Genomic DNA, 19,767 nt, shown 5'->3' on the forward strand with positions numbered 1-19,767 from the left:
TAATAATCATAAGGTTAATTAGATTCAAAAAGATCTCACCTGTCATTCTTTAACGTCTCAATTTGGGGCGACCAATCCATAAGCGAGATTGCATCTTTTTTTTATATTAGCTGGCTATATTTTTCTTCATTTCTCTCTATAGCCAACTGTTGCAACATCCCATCAACGTTATTTTCACCCCTCCCAATTTTTTGGGTGGTTATAACCGCAGCCATGCGGCAAGCCTGCAAATGACTTTGTTGAGATAACTATGATGACAAACAACCCAAAAGATAATGCTGTTGCAACCACAATAGAGTTGAGCACCATCCAGCCTATTCCCGCGCATGAACGTCATGGCAAGCCACGGGATCTTTTTACCATCTGGTTTGGTTCAAACATCATGTTGCTTACCGTGATTACCGGCGCGCTGGCGGTAAGTATTTTCCACTTATCTTTTATGTGGGCCACCATTGCCGTATTGATTGGTAACCTTGCCGGTGGGCTGTTTATGGCATTGCATTCCGCGCAGGGACCACAATTAGGTGTGCCGCAGATGGTTCAAACCCGCGGCCAGTTTGGTTCTTATGGTTCCGTGCTGGTGGTGGCGTTAGTCGTCATCATGTATATCGGCTTTCTGGCATCAAACCTGGTGCTGGGCGGTCAGTCACTGCACGCCATCTACGCACCGGTTTCTACGGATACCGGCATCCTGGTTTCTGCGGTACTCAGCCTGGTGGCCTGTGCCTTCGGCTATAACCTGATTCATGCCTACACCAAGGTGATGTCGTGGGTATCCGGTATTATTTTGCTCGCGGCCTTTGCGTGGATTGTTTTCGTGCATGGTCTGCCGACTGATTTTCTCGCGCGTAATGGCTTTAATCTCAGCGGATTCCTCGGTGCCATTTCCATCGCCGCGTTATGGCAGCTGGCCTACGCGCCTTATGTATCCGATTATTCCCGCTACATGCCAAAAGATATCAGCGAAAAAAGCGTCTTCTGGTGTAGTTACCTGGGATGCGTACTGGGTTCATTGTTCCCGATGATTCTTGGCATTCTGGTTTCTATTTGCATCGTGGATGGTGATTTAATCACCGGTATTGTTAATATGACCGGCGGATTATCCTCCACCGTCATTATTGTGTTTGCCTTAGGCATTGCCGCGACCAATGCAATGAACCTCTATTGCGGTGTGCTCTGCACCCTGACGCTTGGCCAGACATTCCTGCCTAAGTGGTCGCCGCTTTCTGGCGCTCGCATTGTGGTATCAATTGTCACCATCCTTATCGAAGTGCTGATTGCGATTTATGGTCAGGAAAACTTCCTGGTGAATTACACCAACTTTATTCTGATGTTGCTGTATGTGCTGGTGCCGTGGACGGCAATTAACCTGGTTGATTACTATCTGGTGGCCCACGGTAATTATGATGTCGCTTCATTCTTCCGTCGTGACGGTGGCATATACGGTTACTTCAATTCAAAAGCCATTTTCTGTTATCTGCTGGGGATCGTGGTCGAGATTCCTTTTATGTCCACCGCCATTTACACCGGTCCGGCAGCGAATATGTTAGGTGGTGCCGATATCTCCTGGATTATTGGTTTAGCCATCGTCTCGCCTGTTTATTATTTCCTCTGCCGTACTCAGGCAGTGGCGCAAACCTCTGTTGCTAAATAATTACCGGAATGACTATGAACAATAGTAATACCTACGACTACATCATTATTGGTGGGGGTTCCGCAGGTTCCGTGCTGGCCGCCCGGCTGGCTGAGCAGGCAGATCTGAAGATCTGCCTGATTGAGGCTGGAAGTCGCGATGAGACCCCACGCATCCAGACTCCTGCGGGAACCATTACCCTGTATAAAAGCAAAAAGTTCAGCTGGAACTTTTATTCAACGCCACAAAAAAGCTTAGGGGGGCGACAACTCCACGTCCCGCGCGGCAAGGCGCTGGGGGGTTCCTCATCCATGAACAGTATGATTTATATTCGCGGATTACCTTCTGATTATGACCGCTGGGAACAGCAAGGTTGTGAGGGCTGGGGCTGGAATAATGTCCTGCCCTGGTTCAAACGCTCGGAAAAGAATCTGTTGTCTCAGGATCCGGCATATCATGGTTTTAGCGGCGAATTACTGGTCGATAAACCGCGCGATCCCAATCCAGTATCAGCGCTGTTTGTCGCGGCGGGCAAGCGAGTCGGATTAGCGGAGAACACCGACTTTAACGGTAAATCGCTGGCAGGCGTCGGGATTTATAACGTTACGCAAAAAGATGGCAAACGGTTATCAAGCTATCGCGCATTTTTGCATCCCCATCTTGGTCAAAGCAATTTGACGGTCATGACCGACTGCACCGTGCAAACGCTGATCATTGAAGACAAAGTGGTCAAAGGCGTGCGTATTAATGAGCATGGCCGCGATCAACCCACGTCAATTTTGTGCCGCCAGGAAGTCATCCTGTCAGCAGGCTCCATTGGCTCACCACATATTCTGTTGAAGTCAGGCATCGGGCCTGCCGCCGAACTTGAAGCCGCAGGTATCCCGCTGGTGCACCCTCTCCCCGGCGTGGGTAAAAATCTTCAGGATCATCTGGATGGTCTGGTCACCGTGCGGTCCGGTAACCCGCTAACGCTGGGTTTTTCCCTCTCCGCCTGGAAACCGATCCTGACCTCACCCTTCAACTATCTGTTTCGCCGCAAAGGTTGGTTAACCACCAATTATGTAGAAGCGGGTGGTTTTGCCGCGACGAAACTCAGTAGCGATGAACCCGATATTCAGTTCCATTTTGTGCCGGGTTATCGCAGCCACCGGGGGCGCTTATTTGAATGGGGCCACGGCTACGCGATTCACACCTGCGTGTTACGCCCGAAATCGATCGGCGCGTTGCAGTTAACGCGCGATGGACAAATCGCAATTGATTTTAATTTCCTCGCCGACCCTTATGACGCCAGCGTGCTGGTTGAGGGGATAAAAGTGGCAAGGAACATTCTTGCTCAGCCGGAATTCGCCGCATTGCGGGGTGAAGAGATGCTGCCGGGCAAACATATTCAGACCGACGAACAGCTGCATCAATACGTCAGAGAATATTGCGCCACCGTTTTCCATCCGGTGGGCACCTGCAAGATGGGCCGGGATGAAATGAGCGTTGTCGCACCGGATACCCTCAAAGTGTATGGCGTGGAAAATTTGCGCGTGGCTGACGCATCAATCATGCCATCGCTTATCAGCGGCAACACCAATGCCCCTTCAATAATGATTGGCGAACGTGCGGCAAGCATGATCCTGCAAGGAACGCCGGTAGCTGAGACCGAGACGAATAAGGAGAACGCGTATGCATAATCGTGATTACTGGCAAGGTCTGCTGAACCAACAACGCTTTAGCACGCATGCCCTTATCGGGGGTAAACCTTACTTCGCCAAAGCGGAGAAAACCTGGGCGGTAGTGAATCCCGCCACCAATGCGGTGTTAGCGGAAGTCACCGCTTGCCAGGCTGAGGATATTGACGCTGCGGTGGATTCCGCCCGCCAGGCGTTTACCTCTGGCATCTGGTCGGGGTGCCCGTTAGCGCAACGCAAAGCGGTGCTGCGCAGGCTGGCGGAGCTGATGCTGGAGCACCGGGAAGAACTGGCACTGCTGGAAAGCGTCAGCATGGGAAAACCAGTGCTCGATGCATATAACGTTGATGTGCCGGGGGCTGCCCATGTGATTGCCTGGTACGCAGAAAGTATCGATAAGATTTATGACGAAGTCGCCCCGACCCGTCCAGGCACGCTGGCAACCATCACTCGTGAGCCTGTCGGCGTTGTGGCCGCCATTGTACCGTGGAATTTCCCCCTCGATATTGCTGCCTGGAAAATCGGACCGGCCCTGGCCGCCGGAAATAGTGTGATCCTGAAACCCTCGGAGAATTCGCCTTTCACCGCACTGAAACTGGCAGAACTGGCGCTGGAGGCCGGATTGCCCGCCGGGGTGTTAAACGTTGTTACCGGGCTGGGGATCGAAGCCGGTGCTGCGCTGGGCCTGCATAACGATGTTGATGTGCTGACCTTTACCGGTTCAACCGCAGTGGGCAAAGCCTTTATGGCCTATTCCGGCCAATCCAATTTGAAGCAGGTGTGGTTGGAATGTGGTGGCAAAAGCGCCAACATTATTTTTGCCAATTGCCAGGATCTCGATTTAGCCGCCGAAAAAGCCGCCTTCGGTATCTGTTTCAACCAGGGTGAAGTTTGTTCAGCCAACTCCAGATTATTAGTTGAACGTAAGATCTATCCCGACTTTATGGCGAAGTTGATCACGAAGTTGCACGGCTGGCAACCTGACCATCCGCTTAACCCCAATGCGAGGATGGGCGCGATGGTTTCGACTGCGCATAAAGATAAGGTGATGGATTTTATTCAGACCGCAGTGACTCAGGGCGGTATTGTGCGCGCGGGTGGCGAGCAACGCGAAATCGAGACAGTCGCTAACTACATCCTGCCGACGGTGATTGAGATTGAAAGCGAAAACGTTAACTTATGGCGTGATGAAGTATTCGGTCCGGTGCTCGCGGTAAAAGTCTTTGATGATGAGTCGGAAGCCATCGAACTGGCGAATAATCATATTTACGCCCTTGCCGCATCAGTATGGTCGGACGACCTGAATCAGGCACATCGTGTGGCGCGCAAACTGAACGCCGGAACGGTGTCGGTCAACACCGTTGATGCGCTGGATGTGACCGTTCCTTTTGGTGGCAATCAGCAATCGGGTTTTGGCCGCGACCTGTCTTTACATGCCTTTGATAAATTCACCAAATTAAAAACCACCTGGATTGAATTACGTTAAATACAACTGACGTTTGCTCTACCCGCAACGGGTAGAGCAACAATTTAATGGCTGCTGACGGCCGGAGTTAATTCAACACTGCGGCAATAATCCATAAATAACCGCGTCGGCCGTGTTGGTTCATTATTTTGCAGATAAGCCATAATCAGCGTCGATGCCGCCATTTCATCGACAATATCCAGTTGCACCAGGCGCTGCCCATCGTATGTCATATCCGAACAGGGCCGGGTCACCAGCACCGAAAAGCCCAGCCCCTGCCCGACCATGCACCGCACCATTTCAATTGACGGCGAGCTATAGGCCACTTCAGGGTAATAACCATTCTCTTTGAAAATGCTGATAAAGTAATTTTTGCTGGGTACCGCATCCAACAGGATCATCGGTTCGCTTGCCAGTTCCTGTAATGTCACCGCACTTTTTTTCGCCAGCGGATGAGCCGCCGGTAGCAGCGCATAGGGTTTATGCGGCGCATTCAGCGGTTCTTTCTGAATCGCGTTGTCCAGGTCAAGATCGTAGAGAAATGCCATGTCAAAACGGCCACGATGTAAACCGTGCATCAGCTCATGCTGTTCACCGTCGTACAGCTGAATATTGATTTCTGGATAGAGTTTTTTGAAACCTGCAATCAGCTTGGGCATATACAGCGGAGCCGCCGATTCAAAACAACCCACGGCGATGGTGCCGCAAACCAGCTCATTTTCTGCGCGTGAACTTTGCTCAAACTCATAGGACAACCGCAGCAACTCCTTTGCTTTTTCGTAGAACCGTCTCCCACTGGAGGTGAGCGATACGCCCTGTGCATGATGGCGAATGAACAGCTGCTGTTCAAAAGCGTCCTCAAGGTTTTTGATGGCGACCGAAATCGAAGGCTGGGCGATGTGCAGCTGGCGTGACGCTTCGGCGATGCTTTCGGTCTCAACCACAGTGACGAAATATTTAAGTTGCTTGAGCGTGAAATGTGTCATGAGAAAAACCATTATAGAAATATTGTCAGGTGAAGGGTCTGCATAGCTTTAGGCTAATCAATGTAGATCAAGCAAGTGCCATGCCATGTATTCGCGATCGCGACAGCATTCTTAAACGGGAAAAGTTTGATATTCGTGAGGGAGGTAGCGGGTTTTTACTGCACGATGAATCATCAGCAAAGCAGCCCTGCCCCCGGGTTGCACCTTATCAGGGCAAAGGGATCTGATCACGCACCAGACCACGCAACCAGCGATGCGCCGTATCATTTTCCAGCCGCGGATGCCAGAACTGCGAAACGGTCATCTCCGGGGTACTGAACGGTAGCTCAAAACTCACCAGCGCCGGGCTGGCTTTCATCAGCGGGTGATAGAGAAACAGCGAACGAGGCACCAGCGCCACCAGATCAGAGCCTTGCGCAATCGCCACTGCGGTGGAAAACGCAGGCACCACGGCGGCAATCTGCCGGGTGTAGCCCGCTGCCACCAGTGCATCATGGATCGGTCCGCCCAGTTCACCACGGCGTGAAGCCACGATATGCCCCCAGGCAGCCAGTTCGCGCAACGTCACCTGCTGCGCCAGCGGATGCCCCTGGCGCACTACACCAACAAACCGATCGCGAAACAGCGCCTGCATGCGGATTTCCGGCCCCATATTGCCGAGCACGCCGATCTCCAGATCAACCCGCCCTTCACGTAAATCGCGTGAACTTTTTTCCGGCTTCGCCACAAAGTTCAGCCGCACACGCGGCGCAACCTGCGCCACCGCGTTGATTAAGGTGCTACCGAAAGCCTCAACAAAGCCCTCATTGGTGCGCAGATTAAAAACCCGATCCAGCGTCGCCAGATCCAGTGCTGTTGCTGCCGGTTGCAGCACCGCTCGCGCCTCACTGACGCTATGCTGGGTTCGCTGCCGAATTTCTTCGGCGTACGGTGTCAGCACCATATTGCGCCCGGCCCGCACCAGCAACGCATCACCTGTGGTGGCGCGTAACCGCCCCAGCGTACGGCTCATGGCAGATTCACTCAGGCCAAGACGGCGCGCAGCCCGCGTCACACTGCCTTCAGTCAGCAGCGCATCAAGCGCGAAAAGAAGATTCAGATCGGGTTCAGTCATACTTCATCCTCTCTGATTAGTGCTGCGGAAACAAGGCGTTTGCTCCAGGTGAGAAAGGTTAATGTGAGGGAGCCATCGGTGATTCTTCAGGAAATTATCAGGTGTGCCCCATGCTGGATTTCGCTACTACTGCCGTTGGTTGTCATTATGATTAATCGGTGTAAATAGCACTTACGCCAAAGAAATATGAGGGATGAAATGAGTTTTTTTGACGATCTTAAAACTTCGCTGGAAGAAGCTGTTGATATCAAAAACGGCGTTAAGGCTCCTGCTCGTGTTGCTCGCTATGAGATTGCAGATGTAAAAGCCATCAGAGAACAGCTGAACGTTTCACAGGCAGAAATGGCAAGAGCCCTGGGTACAAGCATTGATACGATCAAAAGCTGGGAAGCCAAACGCAGGAATCCAACCGCGCTGGCAGCGAAGGTGCTGGCGACTATCCAGGCAAATCCGGCATTTTATCTTGAGCTGGCTGCGCATTGAGTGGGCTCACTCTTGATTGAACATGTTGGCATGGACCTGTTGCGGCGCGATTTATCGCGCTTTTTCCAGATATTTAGCCACACCCTAAAATCTGCGCGATAAATCGCGCCGCTACCGATTCTTGCAATTATTGACCCGGTCGGCATCAAGGCCGGCACTACAGGCGTTTGCTGCAGGTTATCAATGCACATACTGCGCGTTCCGCCTGCTATCCAGCGGCGCTACACTCTTGCTGTAACGTTCATTACAGGAGAGAACCTTATGACCCCTTCAGCAACCCCACGCGTTTTACTGATTGGCGCCTCACGCGGGCTGGGCTTTGCCCTGACTGAGACCATGCTTCAGCGTGGTTACCATGTGGTGGCGACCGGACGCCAGCATTCCACCGCATCACTTGAGTCTCTCGCCCAACGCTATCCAGATACCCTGAGCGTAGAAAGCGTGGATATCACCCTGCCGGAACAGGTTAGCGCCCTGAAGCAGCGCCTGGGCGATCGTCAGTTCGATATGTTGTTCGTTAATGCCGGTGTGAAAAATAAGGATGGTGAAACCATTGCCGATGTCTCCACTGACGAATTTATTCGCGTGATGGTCACCAACGCGCTCAGTCCGCTGCGCGTGATTGAAACCTTCAAAGACAATGTCAGCGCTGACGGCACCCTTGCGGTGATGTCATCCGGCCAGGGTAGCATCACCAATAACACCAATGGCAACTACGAAGTCTATCGCGGCAGCAAAGCCGCTCTGAATATGCTGATGCGCAGCTTTGCCGCGCGTCATCAGGATGATGGACGCACCCTGCTGCTGATGGCACCAGGCTGGGTACGTACCGATATGGGGGGTCCTGAAGCACGCCTGAGCATTGAAGAGAGCATCCCCAACCTGCTGAATACCATGGAAACATGGCGTGGCCGCACCGGGTTACATTATCTCGATTATCTTGGCCGCGAGGTGCCGTGGTAACCCCCTTAACCCAGTTTGTGCAGCACCAGCTGACGGAGTTTGTCGCGCATCCAGCGATGGGCCGCATCCTCGCTCCCCGCCTTATGCCACAGCAGCGATAACCGGTAATCAGGCATCGCTACCGGCACCGGTTCTGCGCACAGTTCATAACGTTTGCACCAGCTGCTGACCAGCCCTTGTGGCACAGTGGCGAATAGCGGCATACGGTTCAGCATCATCGGTAATGCGGAGAAGTGCGGCGTGACAAACCTTACCCGGCGGGCAACTCCCAGTTGTCTCAGTTGCTCATCGAGCGCACTTTCGCTGACGCCGCGATAGGACACCAGCACATGATCGTGCTGAACGAAATCAGCCAGCGTCAGCGGTGAAGCCAGACGAATCTGCCGGTTATCCCACAAGGTGCAGAAACCCGCGCTGGCAATATCTTCGCGCAACAAATCACGGCTGCTTTCATTGCCGACCATTACCGCCATATCCGCCTGCTGCTTCTCCAGCAGCGGGATGGCCTGCCAGGGATCGGCGGCCAACACCGTAACATCCACCTGCGGCGCTTCTGTCATCAGGTCCGCCAGTAAATCCGGCATCAGCCATTGCTCGACCCAGTCACTCATGCCAAGGCGAAAGCTGTAGCGATCCTCCAGCGGGTTAAACGCTGGCGTACTAAAAATTGCCTGCTGTACACCCTGCAATAATGGCGCAATTAACTGTATCAGCTGTTCCGCGCGCGGCGTCGGCGTCATGCCGTGCGAGGCACGTATAAACAGCGGGTCGTCAAACATCTCACGTAAACGTTTCAGTGCCGCACTGACGGCAGGCTGTCCAAGATACAACCGCTGCGCCGCGCGGGTAACGCTGCGCGTTTCGTACATCACCAGCAGCAGCACCAGCAGATTAAGATCGACGCGAGTTAAATCATTTTCATTGATGATTTTCATGATTTTAATCGATTTAAATAATGCTTCAGGCTTCAGTATAGTGGCGTCATTAACTGACCGGGAGCAAATTATGCCAATCCGTGTAGGCGACTGCCTGATCGCGAAAGTGACCGAACAAACCGCCGCAGTTCCGTTTAGCGCGCTCTATCCAGAGAACCGCCATGAAATGTCCAGCGCAGTAGCACAACAAACGGCTGAATTGTCGATCCACAGCTGGGTGGTAAGAAGCGGCGACGACATCATCATTATCGATACTGCCACGGGTAATCAGCGCGAACGAGACCATAAGCCACTGTTTCATCAGCTGCAAACCGATTATGCCGCACGCCTGGCACAAGCCGGTGTGCAACCGCAGGATGTCACGCTGGTACTGATGACGCATATCCACACCGATCATGTCGGCTGGAATACCCACTGGCAGGAAGGACGCTGGCAGCCGATGTTTCCGCATGCGCGTTACATCTGTTCTGCACTGGAGCTGGAGCGATGCCAAAACACCCCGGCGATGCAGGCGTTATATCTCGATAGCATTCTGCCGCTGATTAACAGTGGTCAGCTGGAAACGGTTGATATCGATAATTCACCACGGTTTGCCGGTGTACTGCGTTATCTGCCTACTCCCGGCCACAGCAGCGATCATGCGTCACTCATGCTCAGCAGCCAGCACCAGCATGCGCTCTTTTCCGGCGACGTGATGCATCATCCAATCCAGTTTCAGTTCCCCCTCTGGAACTCGGTATTTTGTGAAGATAAAGCGCTGGCGGTGCGTTCGCGGCAACGGGCGATAGACTGGTGCCTGCAAAATCAGGCAATCTGGTTCAGTTCCCATTTTTCTGCCAGCTCATGCGGCAGGGTTTTACCTGCTGACGATGGGCAGCTTCACTGGATGCCGCTGGAGGCTGAACCGGATGCAATATGCTGATTATCTTCGTGCTTCGTTAAGCGACCTGACCCAGGCACTGAATCAAGGCACCACCACCTCTCGCCAGTTAACCGGGTTTGCCCTGCAACGTATTGCGGAAGCCGATCAAAGCGGCCCGCACTATAACGCCATTACCTGGCTGTTTGCCGACGAGGCACTGGCTGCGGCTGATGCCAGTGATGCGCGCCGCAGCCACGGTGAATCACCGGGTCGCCTCGAAGGTATCCCGGTGTTGATCAAAGATAACATCGAGGTACAAGGCTGGCCGACCAGCGCCGGTTCGGTGCTGTTACGCGCCGTCATTGCCGAACAGGACGCCCCGTTAGTGACGGCGCTGCGTGCCGCAGGTGCGGTGTTGCTGGGTAAAACGGCGATGCATGAGCTGGCGGCAGGGATTACTGGCGCATCCTCCCTCAGTGGTTTTACTGACAACGCCTGGCTGGCGGGCCATTCACCCGGCGGTTCCAGCAGCGGCTCGGCGGTGGCTGTCGCCGCAGGTTATGTTCCGCTGGCGATCGGTACCGATACCGCAGGCTCGGTACGCATTCCGGCCGCATTTAATCATCTGTATGGCCTGCGCATGACGCACGGTGCCATCAGCATTGACGGCATTGTGCCGCTGTCACCGACTCAGGATATTCCCGGCGCGCTGGTACGTCATGCAGCCGATCTGCGCCTTGCCAGTGAGATCCTGAGCGGGCAGCAGTTCGTGGATGGCGAAGAACCCCTGCGTATCGGTTTGTGGCTGGAAGGATTTGCCGCAGAGGAACCGGCGATCAACCAGGCGATACGCGCTGCGGTGGCGGCGCTGACGGGAGAAAACGGCACGCAACAGGAGATTGCCTTCCCGCAGCTTGAAGCGCTCGCAATGGATGCCAGTATCATTCCCTGGGAGTTTGCCGAAGCGCTGGCAGACTGGCTGGCCGACAAACCGCAGGCCGAGGTGAGCACGCTCAGCGAAGTGGTCGCATCGGAGCGGCATCATCCTCAGCTGAAAGCGGTGTTTACCGCACGCGCCAGTCATCCAGGTAAGACCAGTGAAAGCTATGCCGTCCAGCAGGTACGTCAGCGCACACTTTATCAAACCCTCAGCCAGCTGTTTGCCCAGCGCAGAATTAACCTGCTGGCCTATCCGGTGGTCAAACATCCCCCGGTGAAACATGGCGAGTTACAACCCGGCAGCAACGCCCTGCTGGCTGCGGTAACCGGGGCACCTGCTATCAGCATCCCGGTGGGCTTCACTGCCCAGGGACTTCCGATTGGCATGGAACTGCTGGCATTGCGCGGACGGGAAGATCTGTTGCTATATGCAGCAGCGCAGATGGCGGAGTTCGGCAGGTAAGGTTGTATGTGTATCGACCATTGCCACGACGGCGGCAATGGTCAAGGTTTTGCGGATTACTGGCAGTTTGGCGCACCAGCCACATTGGTGTTAGCCACCGCATTGATATTAGTAAAGGCTGCCGCGTTATTAGACGCCTGGAAACAATAGCTATCGGTGTTTGGTGCTTGCACCGCGAAGAAACAGGAGACGACATTCGCCGGAATAGTGATGTTGTGCAATCCGTGAATAGCGAAAATTGTGGCGGTGGCCGCGCGGGTGGCTGCACTGTTCGGGTTTTTCCGGAAAGTAATCCCGGTATTAGGTGCCGTAACCTGAATCTGCGAATAGTTAGTACAATTGGCACTGAACGGCAGATCAACGGCGAATGCCGGCAGCGACATTGCAGAAAATGTACTCAGAATCACGCCAGCCGTCAGGTAGTAGCAGATACGTTTTTTTTGCATGATACACATCCTTTTCATCGATAGAAATCTGCAATAAATGCAGTGGTTTGTTGCAACATCACAACGTTGTAAAGCGAGACTACCTGGTGATTGAGAGTCAGATTTGCAGGAAATTTAAATTTCCGTTCAACATATATTTCAAATCCGTACTGCCGGATCCGAAAGCAATTTTAACCGGCGTACTCATACTGGAACCTGAAACAGAAAAAAAACGGCTATTTGATGAATTGCTCATCTTGGGTAGCGCTACCCCCTGTGCGAAATCGGTGACCGTCAGATACCAGGATATTTGCGCAACATCAAAATAATAAAACGTATTAGGCGCACCTTGCATCGCTAAGGCTGGATATTGTTCAACATAAAGCGCGACCGCCATATTAGCCGCATCCGAGACGGTAAAACTGCTGTCAGTGGTAATTTCCAGTTTATTAAAAATACTACTTTTGTTATAAGGATTACCGGAAGCAAATCCATACTGGTTATGTAGTACCGGAAGGACATTATATCCACCCACGGTAGAGGGAAAAACAGCAACCGGTGGTTGTCCGGTAGTAAAAAGGACATTGGTATCCAGCGGCTGAGGCGTACTCCCCCAACCTAATCTAAAATCAGTTGGGTCCCAGCTGAATGATACTGCTCCACCATTATTTGTCCCATTCACCATCCAGACCAGGGAAGATTCATTCCCTCCCGAAGCATCGGCAAGAAATATCGCTATATATTGCGCTGCACCGCTGTTATTAATCACCTGCACCGAATAAGCCACGATTAGATATCCTTCTAGCAGAAAATCTATTCTAAAGCCAACCTGCTGCATAAACAGCAGATTGGCTTTCTTAATCTTTAGCTGTGCAAAAACTATTTACCGCAAAAAGTATCGATATCAGGAAACAGGAACAAATTGCAAAGTCGTATTAAGTTCAAATTTCAATGAAGTCACTCCATCCGCAAAGGAAAATTGCGTTGGGCTACTGACGTAAGTTCCTGATACGGCAACACCCTGTTTTGAATCCGTAGTACAAATCCAATAGGTTGGATGCGTGTCAAACAGGAAATTCCCGTTGGGTTTGCCCTGCATAGCAAATGCTGGCAAAGAATTCATGTATACTGCAAGGCTCATTGCTCTCGATTGGGCAACCGTAAATGTCGCATCGGTTGTTACCAGCATACTTCCGCTAGAAACACTGGCATTATTAAACGCCGTAGGCGATGTCTGGAATTGACCATTTGAATAAGTCACCCCCATCGCGTTATTTCCTCCTGCAGCGGTAGGATTCATACTTTGAATCGGGCCACCAGAACTCCACTGCACGCCGGGTGCTAATGGTTGCTCTGATGTACCCCAGTTTAACGCCCAATCAATGGTCCAGTTGTAAGTATTAGTATTGCCATCGTTGACGGTTTGCAACAACCAGACCAGTGGCAAACCCGCGATGAGATTAGGATAAGTTTGGTAAATGGCGACATTCGCAGGGCCGCCGCTGGAATTTTTGACAGAGAGAGAATAGGAAGACATAAGTTGTTCCTTTCAGGATAAGTTAATAAAAACATCTGTACTCAGAGACAATTTACAACGGTGTTCCGAGCGGGAACGAACTTATTATCATCGTATTTTTTTATTGTGCAAACCCCCTTACCAGGTCTGTGCGAGGAAATATTTAAATGATTAACATGGGGTATTCAGATTTTTTCTGGAAATTTCAGCAAGGGCTGATTACGAATAATTTCCCCTTTTTCATAGGAAAGCATTTAAAATCTCATTATGCAGATATATTTTTTAACAGAAAATAATGTAAAAAATATTTATGAATTTGAGTTAGGGGTGAAATTTTAATTGCATGATTTTTAAGATAAAAAATATTTTTCCTTTTTCACATTGATTTTCATAGGCTCTTAATTATCATTTTTCATAATGATTCTTGTAGCAAACTGGTAAGGAAATCCGATGTAATGCACTTAAGGCGAGAAAGCGTATGGAGAGCCTATGTAGTTAAATCATACTGTTATGTTGCAGTCAGCAAAGTGCTGGCTTAAAAACCGTCAATAAACTGATAGAACGCTGCCCATTATTTGGGCAACGCGACACGTCTATTAGTTATTGAATATTAACCTTGATTAAAATATAAATTTTCAAAAAATAAAAATATCAACCATGTAATGACAAACCCTTGATGGCTTTATCAACCGCTTTCTTCGGACCCCGTAGCGCGATGCCCACCAGATTCAGGTTATCTGCATCCTCGGCAAGGAAGACTTCGCGATTCGCCGCATCATGACCCGTGGAAAACATCGCGTGAACATAGGGAATGATGGTTAATTCGCGTTCCAGTCCCTGACGATGGGCGCGTTGCAGGCCCGGCAGATCCCCGGCAAACACCAGCATCGGTTGCCCGGCCATATTGCCGTAATGACGTCCGCGAGCATCAACGTAAGGTTCGCCCATCATTTCTGGCGCAGCCGAGGCAATCCCGGTGGCCAGAAAGGCCACCACATTTAAGCGCTGCCAGGTGGCTAAATCATCACGGACAATCAGGGCGATTTTAGTATCAAACATCTGCAACAACTCCGTTCGGGTCAAAACCCTATCATAAACAGGAGCGAGGCAGGCGGTCTGGAACGTTTGTGCACTGACGCTGATAAGAGGCGGGTGTCATGCGATAAGCACGCTGGAACCAGCGACCAAGGTGGCTCTGGTCAGAAAAACCCACCTGCAAGGCAACCTGAGCAGGTTCAACGCCCTGCGCCAACAGGCTACGTGCGCTACGCAGCCGTAACCGTACCAGATACGCATGAGGAGATTGCCCAAAGGCTTTTTTGAACTGGCGCGACAGGCGAAAACGATCAATACCCGATAACCGCGCCAGCTCCTCGAGGCCAATATCTTCCGCCATAAAATCGTGCAGATAATCACGCAGCAACTGCATCGGTGCCAATGTCTCAGTTCGCTGCAACCCCGGACGGGGATCAAGATGACGAGACAACATGGTCAGCAGATGATCAAGGCTTTGGTCACGCGCCAGCCGTCCTTCGCCGTGGTGCACCACGTACCATGCCTGCTGAATCGCGCAGGCCAGCAGCGCATCATCGTTCAGGGTTGAGCGAAAAGCCGCTTCTATATTGGCGATATCACCCAGACCACGCCGCTCCATCATCTGTGCCACCCACGTTTGTGGCAGGTAAAGCATCACATAAGTGAAGCCTTCGGTATCCGGGGCATGACCATCATGTACCGCACCTGGTTCAATCAGAATCGACCGCCCCGGCGTGCTGGTATGCAATGCGCGGTGGCAATTAAAGCGCTGCAACCCCTGCTGCGTCACCCCCACCAGCAACTCATCATGATCATGGGGATCGTAGGCGTGCCCGCAAAAATGGGCATTGACGCTTTCGATGCCAGTTTCGTCATCGCGGCGAAAATCGACCCAGTCCTGGCTGCTGGCGTTGGCGATTTTGGCTGGCATAACGGCTCCTGGCTGGCGCAACAGAAAAGAAACAAACTATATCAGGCCGGATAACAGCCACCAACTATTGGCAGCCCGCTCCCAACTCACGTAGCCAGTGAATCATCGCTTCACTGCCTGGCTGGCTCAGGGTGCGCTGTGGCCAGGCAAGAAAATAGGGTTTACTGAGGGGCAGGCAGAGTTCGTCAATCACCACCAGCTCGCCACGCGCCAGCTCCGGCGCGATCAGTCGCCGCTGCCCCAACAGCAATCCGACTCCAGCCACAGCGGCATCAATCGCCAGTGAGGTCAGATTGAAGCTAAACGCAGGTTGCGGTGGCGGTTCGTCCATGCCTTTGGCCTGAAACCAGCTACGCCAGTCAGGCAGAAAACGCCCTTCGTTGCCCCAGTCGAGGTGGATTAGAGGCGCATGGCTGAAGGCCTCTCCGGGCGCAAAGCACTGTAATAACGCCGGACTGGCGACTGGCAGCACCTCATCATGAAACAGCCACTGCTTATCCAGCTGCGGATAACGATCCTCGCCAAAGCAGATAACAAAATCGGCGGGCATGGCGGTGAAATCCACCTGGGCATGGGTGCCATATAACGACAGATTGATATCCGGGCAACAGGTGCGCCAGCTCGCCAGCTGTGGCAACAGCCATTTCGACGCCAGCGCCGGTAGCGCATACACCGTTAACCTGGGGGCGCTGGCGGTATGGCGAATGTTTTGCTGACCGAGGTGCAAAATATCAAAGGCTTCGGTGACATAGCGTAAATATTCCTTCCCGGTTTCGGTCAGCATCACGCCACTTTGCGTGCGCAAAAACAGGGCGCTACCCAGTTGCTCTTCCAGCTGGCGAATCTGCTGGCTGACCGCAGCCGGCGTTAACGCCAGCTGGGCAGCCGCTTTTGCCAGGCTGCCCAGTTCGGCGGCAACTTTAAATGACTGGATAACACTGATTTTTGGCAACCGCGGCGATTGGGCAGGCATTAAGTCTTCCTTATCAGGGTATTAAGTATTTATCGTTACACAGCTTTACAGGTGACAGTTAGAGTAACATCACACCTGCTAATCATGAGAATTGTTGCTATGTCTGGCTCTCTTGTTCGTCTCGACCGGCACCCGCTGGCCAATCATGACTGGCGTCAACGCTGTCGTGAGCAATTAAACCAATCTGGTGCGCTGGTATTGCGTCAGTTTTTACAACCCATAGCCTTACAGGCGATCATCGATGAAGGCCTTGCGCAGCGCCATCTGGCTTATCACACCCTCAGCAAACATAATGTTTATCTGATGAAACCTGATGAGGCGTTCAACCCTGAGCACCCGCGTAATCGTGATGTGATCAGTACCAAAGGCTGTATCACCGATGATGCCATCGCTGCCGAATCACCGCTGCGTCAGCTTTATAATGATGCCCTGTTTAAAAATTTCCTGTGCGAGGTACTGGGTGAAGAAGCGCTGTATCCCTACGCGGACCCTCTTTCCTCTATCAACCTGCACTACGCCCCCCACGGCCAGGAGCTGGGCTGGCACTTCGACAACTCCTCTTTTGCCATCACCTTATTGGTACAAAAACCGCTGGCAGGCGGCGTGTTTCAGTACGTGAAGGATCTGCGTGATGCCGACGCCGGTGAGATGAACTTCGCAGGTGTCGAGGCGGTGCTGGATGAACGCCAGCCGGTGGAAGCGCTGGCGATTGAAGCCGGTGATTTGGTGTTGTTTCGTGGCCGGAATTCTCTGCACCGCGTGACCCCAACCGAGGGGGAAGTCACCCGGATGCTGGCCGTGCTGGCTTACAATACTCAGCCCGGCATTGCGTTATCAGAAACAGCGCGTATGACATTTTACGGCAGACTGTGAAATCAGGGCGTGTCCGCCAGGGCACGCCAGCCGCGCAGAAAGATTTGCTGTGTGCGGAATGCCACTAACGCCCCACGTCATCATCACTTTGCTTGTTAAAGCCTTAGCAGGGCTATTTGTTTCGGTTCCAGACTAAGAATTAGGTTCACACTGTGAGATCACATTTGTATCATTATCTTTTCATTCAACTTTCAGAATCAAATTCTGCCATTTAGAGATAATACATCGGTTATATCTCTATACTGTTCCTTTCAGGATGAATGAATATGCCAATAAACTTAGTCAACGCTGGCTCCCCGATATTGCCCACCACTTCCCAAGAAAATAATCAGCCCCAACCTGTCCCACGGGATATTAGGAATGTAGAAACCAAACCCACCTCAAATGCTGTTGCAGAGACCACGCAAATGGCGGCCTCTGTACCGCATGAAGTGACTCCAGAGACATATGTTGGATATATGAATAACCGCAGCACGAAAGCACCCACCCCGATGACATTTCGTGGTATCAAATTCTCGCCCTATGCGAAACACGCCCCCTGCTTGTACCAGGGACCTCTGCATTTCAAAAACGATAATTTTATCGATCTTGAACTCTATTGCTTTAATATTAGCAATGACACCAGCATTAAATTCCATCAATGCTTTTTTGGAACAGATAAAGGAAAACTTAACTGGCGTAAGGTTGACTTAAAAAACACGAACTGGGAAGGCTCTACCATAGATGGTTCCTATAATGGCTCAAGATCAGAAATAAAATCGTGTTATTTTTCTGAAGTCAACATGTCTCAATGCAAATTGAAAAACTTCATAATATTTGATAGCGACACCCGTTCGATTTATGGGGCTAAATTTATTGATTCTGTCATGACAAATATGGCATTTGAAGGTTTCAGAAACTATAGAGACGTAAACTATTATAATATCGAAGATACCAGTTTTCGTAATATGCGAGCTGATAAACTGATATGGGATGTAGTAAGATGTGTGAAAGATGTTGATCTTAGCAATGCTAAAATAAAATATTTCTCACCGCTGGGAGGAACGGAATTTACTGGCGCGAAGTTTGGTATTTACGAAAAAGGCAGGATTACAATAAATCCGGCAATGTTTGACGATGTAAGGAAAGTGGATCCCTATCTCGACGGTGTAAATAACATGGAAGTGGGTGCACTGTTCTTGCATACCCTTGACTCGATACCGGATAAGGCCGTTAAACAAGATTTCGCTGAACAAATGATTGAGATGATAAAAAATGAACCAGTATTATCTGCAATCTATCCCAACTCAATCACGCTGCGACAGTCCATCATTAATCATTTGGCCCATTCTGATTATGACTCATCCGCTGAGATTCAGAAATTTATCTCTCAGGAATTGTTAAAAGAAGGCAATGACATTCTTATCCCCGCAAGATTGCGACCCTTTATGTATTACTCGGTACTTCATTCGCTTGATGACAATGCGCCGCTTCGTCGCCAATTCCTGGTCAATCAATTGATCGCTGAATATCCCGCATTAAAAGAGCGGTTCTATCAGATAACGCCCATCAGGGAATTCATTGAGTACATCGAAGAAGAAAAAACGCTCATCAATGGACACGATATCTCTCATGAAGGTTCACTGTATCATATCTTCTATAACCCGGATGACAGGAAAACGGCTTTATGCCTCCCCGCCGCTGAATTTAAAAAGTTAGTTGAAGAAAACCAGGTGCCACAGAATTTTTCGCTCTTGCAATACCAGGTGGATAAGAAAAATAGTGTTATCGAGAAACCGGATACTGTAGAGTCTCGAAGTCGTGTTCTGTCTGCGTTCCCCGCTTTACATAGTTTGTGGAGTTGTGCGGATGGCCTCTTCACACCTGTCATCCATTCTCTATTCGAACATAACCACACGCTTGATGCAGAACAGAACTCACGAGCATTTAAGATCAAAAATCAGATGATTTCGATGCTCAAACACAAGTCTTATCAAACTATGGAACTAGACATAACAAAAGATGCCTCTGTACTCAGCGAAATTTTGTCTCCCTTTTATATCGATGGAGCGAGTGCCGCCGATGCACGCGGGCAGTTGGTTGAATTAATGCAGCGCGAATTGTCACCAAAAATAACACAATTCTCTGAACGCGAGCAGAAAACCATTGCATTTATGTGCTTAATAAAAACGCTGTCTGATGTCTTTTATACACGCTATAGTTCAATATCAAATAAATCTCCTTATGCACCACGCCAGCTAGCCCAAAAACTGGTTGAGGACCTTAAAGCTTTTTCGCCTGAGGCCATTTCTGAAGAAGAAGCAGTGCTGTGGAGCAGCCTGCTGATGCCAGAATCAAGAAATGAATTACCCAGTTCTGATAAATTATCCCGCAGGATGGCTAGTTACTCGTTTCCCGGAGAGCACGGAAAGGAAATGAATAAAATCATGCAACTTTATTATCCTCTAAGTTAACCCATTTCCCGGTTATATGTTCCTTTGTCGCAGAGGCAA

Annotated in this window: 18 protein-coding genes; 9 read left to right on the forward strand and 9 right to left on the reverse strand. The window is 51.0% G+C overall.

Features of this window, described 5'->3' with window-relative positions; genetic code table 11:
• Positions 1-250: 250 nt before the first annotated feature.
• Genes AC6I8X_RS22070 through AC6I8X_RS22080 form a run of 3 tightly spaced genes read left to right on the forward strand, consistent with a single transcriptional unit; the run spans position 251 to position 4,798 of the window.
• A complete protein-coding gene (locus AC6I8X_RS22070; RefSeq protein ID WP_031285270.1) occupies positions 251-1,654 on the forward strand; it encodes a purine-cytosine permease family protein in 1,404 nt (467 codons plus the stop codon).
• Between the two features lie 14 nt (positions 1,655-1,668).
• A complete protein-coding gene (locus AC6I8X_RS22075; RefSeq protein ID WP_497841119.1) occupies positions 1,669-3,315 on the forward strand; it encodes a GMC family oxidoreductase in 1,647 nt (548 codons plus the stop codon).
• A complete protein-coding gene (locus tag AC6I8X_RS22080; protein WP_497841120.1) occupies positions 3,308-4,798 on the forward strand; it encodes an aldehyde dehydrogenase in 1,491 nt (496 codons plus the stop codon). Before AC6I8X_RS22075 ends, AC6I8X_RS22080 begins: the two co-directional genes overlap by 8 nt.
• Positions 4,799-4,842: 44 nt before the next feature.
• On the opposite strand, the gene AC6I8X_RS22085 is transcribed toward AC6I8X_RS22080, so the two are convergent.
• Both AC6I8X_RS22085 and AC6I8X_RS22090 read right to left on the reverse strand, forming a co-directional pair.
• Positions 4,843-5,763, reverse strand: coding sequence for a LysR substrate-binding domain-containing protein (locus AC6I8X_RS22085; RefSeq protein ID WP_021313392.1), 921 nt, complete (start codon positions 5,761-5,763; stop codon positions 4,843-4,845).
• 208 nt (positions 5,764-5,971) lie between these two features.
• The gene (locus AC6I8X_RS22090; RefSeq protein ID WP_497841121.1) at positions 5,972-6,877 is read right to left on the reverse strand and encodes a LysR family transcriptional regulator; all 906 of its coding nucleotides are present in this window, start codon (positions 6,875-6,877) and stop codon (positions 5,972-5,974) included.
• 198 nt (positions 6,878-7,075) lie between these two features.
• On the opposite strand from AC6I8X_RS22090, the gene nadS reads away from it, so the two are divergent.
• Positions 7,076-7,360, forward strand: coding sequence for a NadS family protein (nadS, locus tag AC6I8X_RS22095; protein WP_313684447.1), 285 nt, complete (start codon positions 7,076-7,078; stop codon positions 7,358-7,360).
• Between the two features lie 261 nt (positions 7,361-7,621).
• Positions 7,622-8,323: an SDR family NAD(P)-dependent oxidoreductase gene (locus AC6I8X_RS22100; protein ID WP_497841122.1), complete on the forward strand. Its 702-nt coding sequence runs from the start codon at positions 7,622-7,624 to the stop codon at positions 8,321-8,323.
• A 5-nt stretch (positions 8,324-8,328) separates the two neighbouring features.
• On the opposite strand, the gene AC6I8X_RS22105 is transcribed toward AC6I8X_RS22100, so the two are convergent.
• A complete protein-coding gene (locus AC6I8X_RS22105) occupies positions 8,329-9,258 on the reverse strand; it encodes a LysR family transcriptional regulator (protein ID WP_497841123.1) in 930 nt (309 codons plus the stop codon).
• Between the two features lie 70 nt (positions 9,259-9,328).
• Between AC6I8X_RS22105 and AC6I8X_RS22110 the strand changes: the two genes are divergently transcribed.
• On the forward strand, positions 9,329-10,180 hold the full coding sequence (locus AC6I8X_RS22110) for an MBL fold metallo-hydrolase (protein WP_313684455.1): 852 nt from the start codon (positions 9,329-9,331) through the stop codon (positions 10,178-10,180).
• Positions 10,167-11,522 carry an amidase gene (locus tag AC6I8X_RS22115; protein ID WP_497841124.1) on the forward strand — a complete coding sequence of 452 codons (1,356 nt, stop codon included), beginning with the start codon at positions 10,167-10,169 and terminating at the stop codon, positions 11,520-11,522. The genes AC6I8X_RS22110 and AC6I8X_RS22115 overlap by 14 nt, the downstream gene beginning before the upstream one ends.
• 56 nt (positions 11,523-11,578) lie before the next feature.
• On the opposite strand, the gene AC6I8X_RS22120 is transcribed toward AC6I8X_RS22115, so the two are convergent.
• The 6 genes from AC6I8X_RS22120 to AC6I8X_RS22145 form a co-directional block, all read right to left on the reverse strand.
• Positions 11,579-11,968 carry a hypothetical protein gene (locus AC6I8X_RS22120; protein ID WP_497841125.1) on the reverse strand — a complete coding sequence of 130 codons (390 nt, stop codon included), beginning with the start codon at positions 11,966-11,968 and terminating at the stop codon, positions 11,579-11,581.
• Positions 11,969-12,065: 97 nt separating this feature from the next.
• Positions 12,066-12,734 (reverse strand): hypothetical protein, encoded by a 669-nt coding sequence (locus AC6I8X_RS22125; protein WP_497841126.1) that lies wholly within the window; start codon positions 12,732-12,734, stop codon positions 12,066-12,068.
• Between the two features lie 117 nt (positions 12,735-12,851).
• The gene (locus AC6I8X_RS22130; RefSeq protein ID WP_313684463.1) at positions 12,852-13,484 is read right to left on the reverse strand and encodes a RhiA family protein; all 633 of its coding nucleotides are present in this window, start codon (positions 13,482-13,484) and stop codon (positions 12,852-12,854) included.
• Positions 13,485-14,114: 630 nt separating this feature from the next.
• Entirely contained in the window at positions 14,115-14,522 is a 408-nt protein-coding gene (locus tag AC6I8X_RS22135; RefSeq protein ID WP_299450724.1) for a DUF2000 domain-containing protein, read from the reverse strand.
• Positions 14,523-14,553: 31 nt separating this feature from the next.
• Entirely contained in the window at positions 14,554-15,429 is an 876-nt protein-coding gene (locus tag AC6I8X_RS22140) for a helix-turn-helix transcriptional regulator (protein ID WP_497841127.1), read from the reverse strand.
• Between the two features lie 64 nt (positions 15,430-15,493).
• Positions 15,494-16,402, reverse strand: coding sequence for a LysR substrate-binding domain-containing protein (locus tag AC6I8X_RS22145; RefSeq protein ID WP_497841128.1), 909 nt, complete (start codon positions 16,400-16,402; stop codon positions 15,494-15,496).
• Between the two features lie 99 nt (positions 16,403-16,501).
• On the opposite strand from AC6I8X_RS22145, the gene AC6I8X_RS22150 reads away from it, so the two are divergent.
• Together AC6I8X_RS22150 and AC6I8X_RS22155 are read left to right on the forward strand one after the other, a co-directional pair.
• Positions 16,502-17,275, forward strand: coding sequence for a HalD/BesD family halogenase (locus AC6I8X_RS22150; protein WP_497841129.1), 774 nt, complete (start codon positions 16,502-16,504; stop codon positions 17,273-17,275).
• 266 nt (positions 17,276-17,541) lie between these two features.
• Entirely contained in the window at positions 17,542-19,728 is a 2,187-nt protein-coding gene (locus AC6I8X_RS22155; RefSeq protein WP_497841130.1) for a hypothetical protein, read from the forward strand.
• The last annotated feature ends 39 nt before the right edge of the window (positions 19,729-19,767 follow it).

This window comes from Pantoea sp. X-Soil-TKNS-1280 (genome assembly GCF_059730475.1).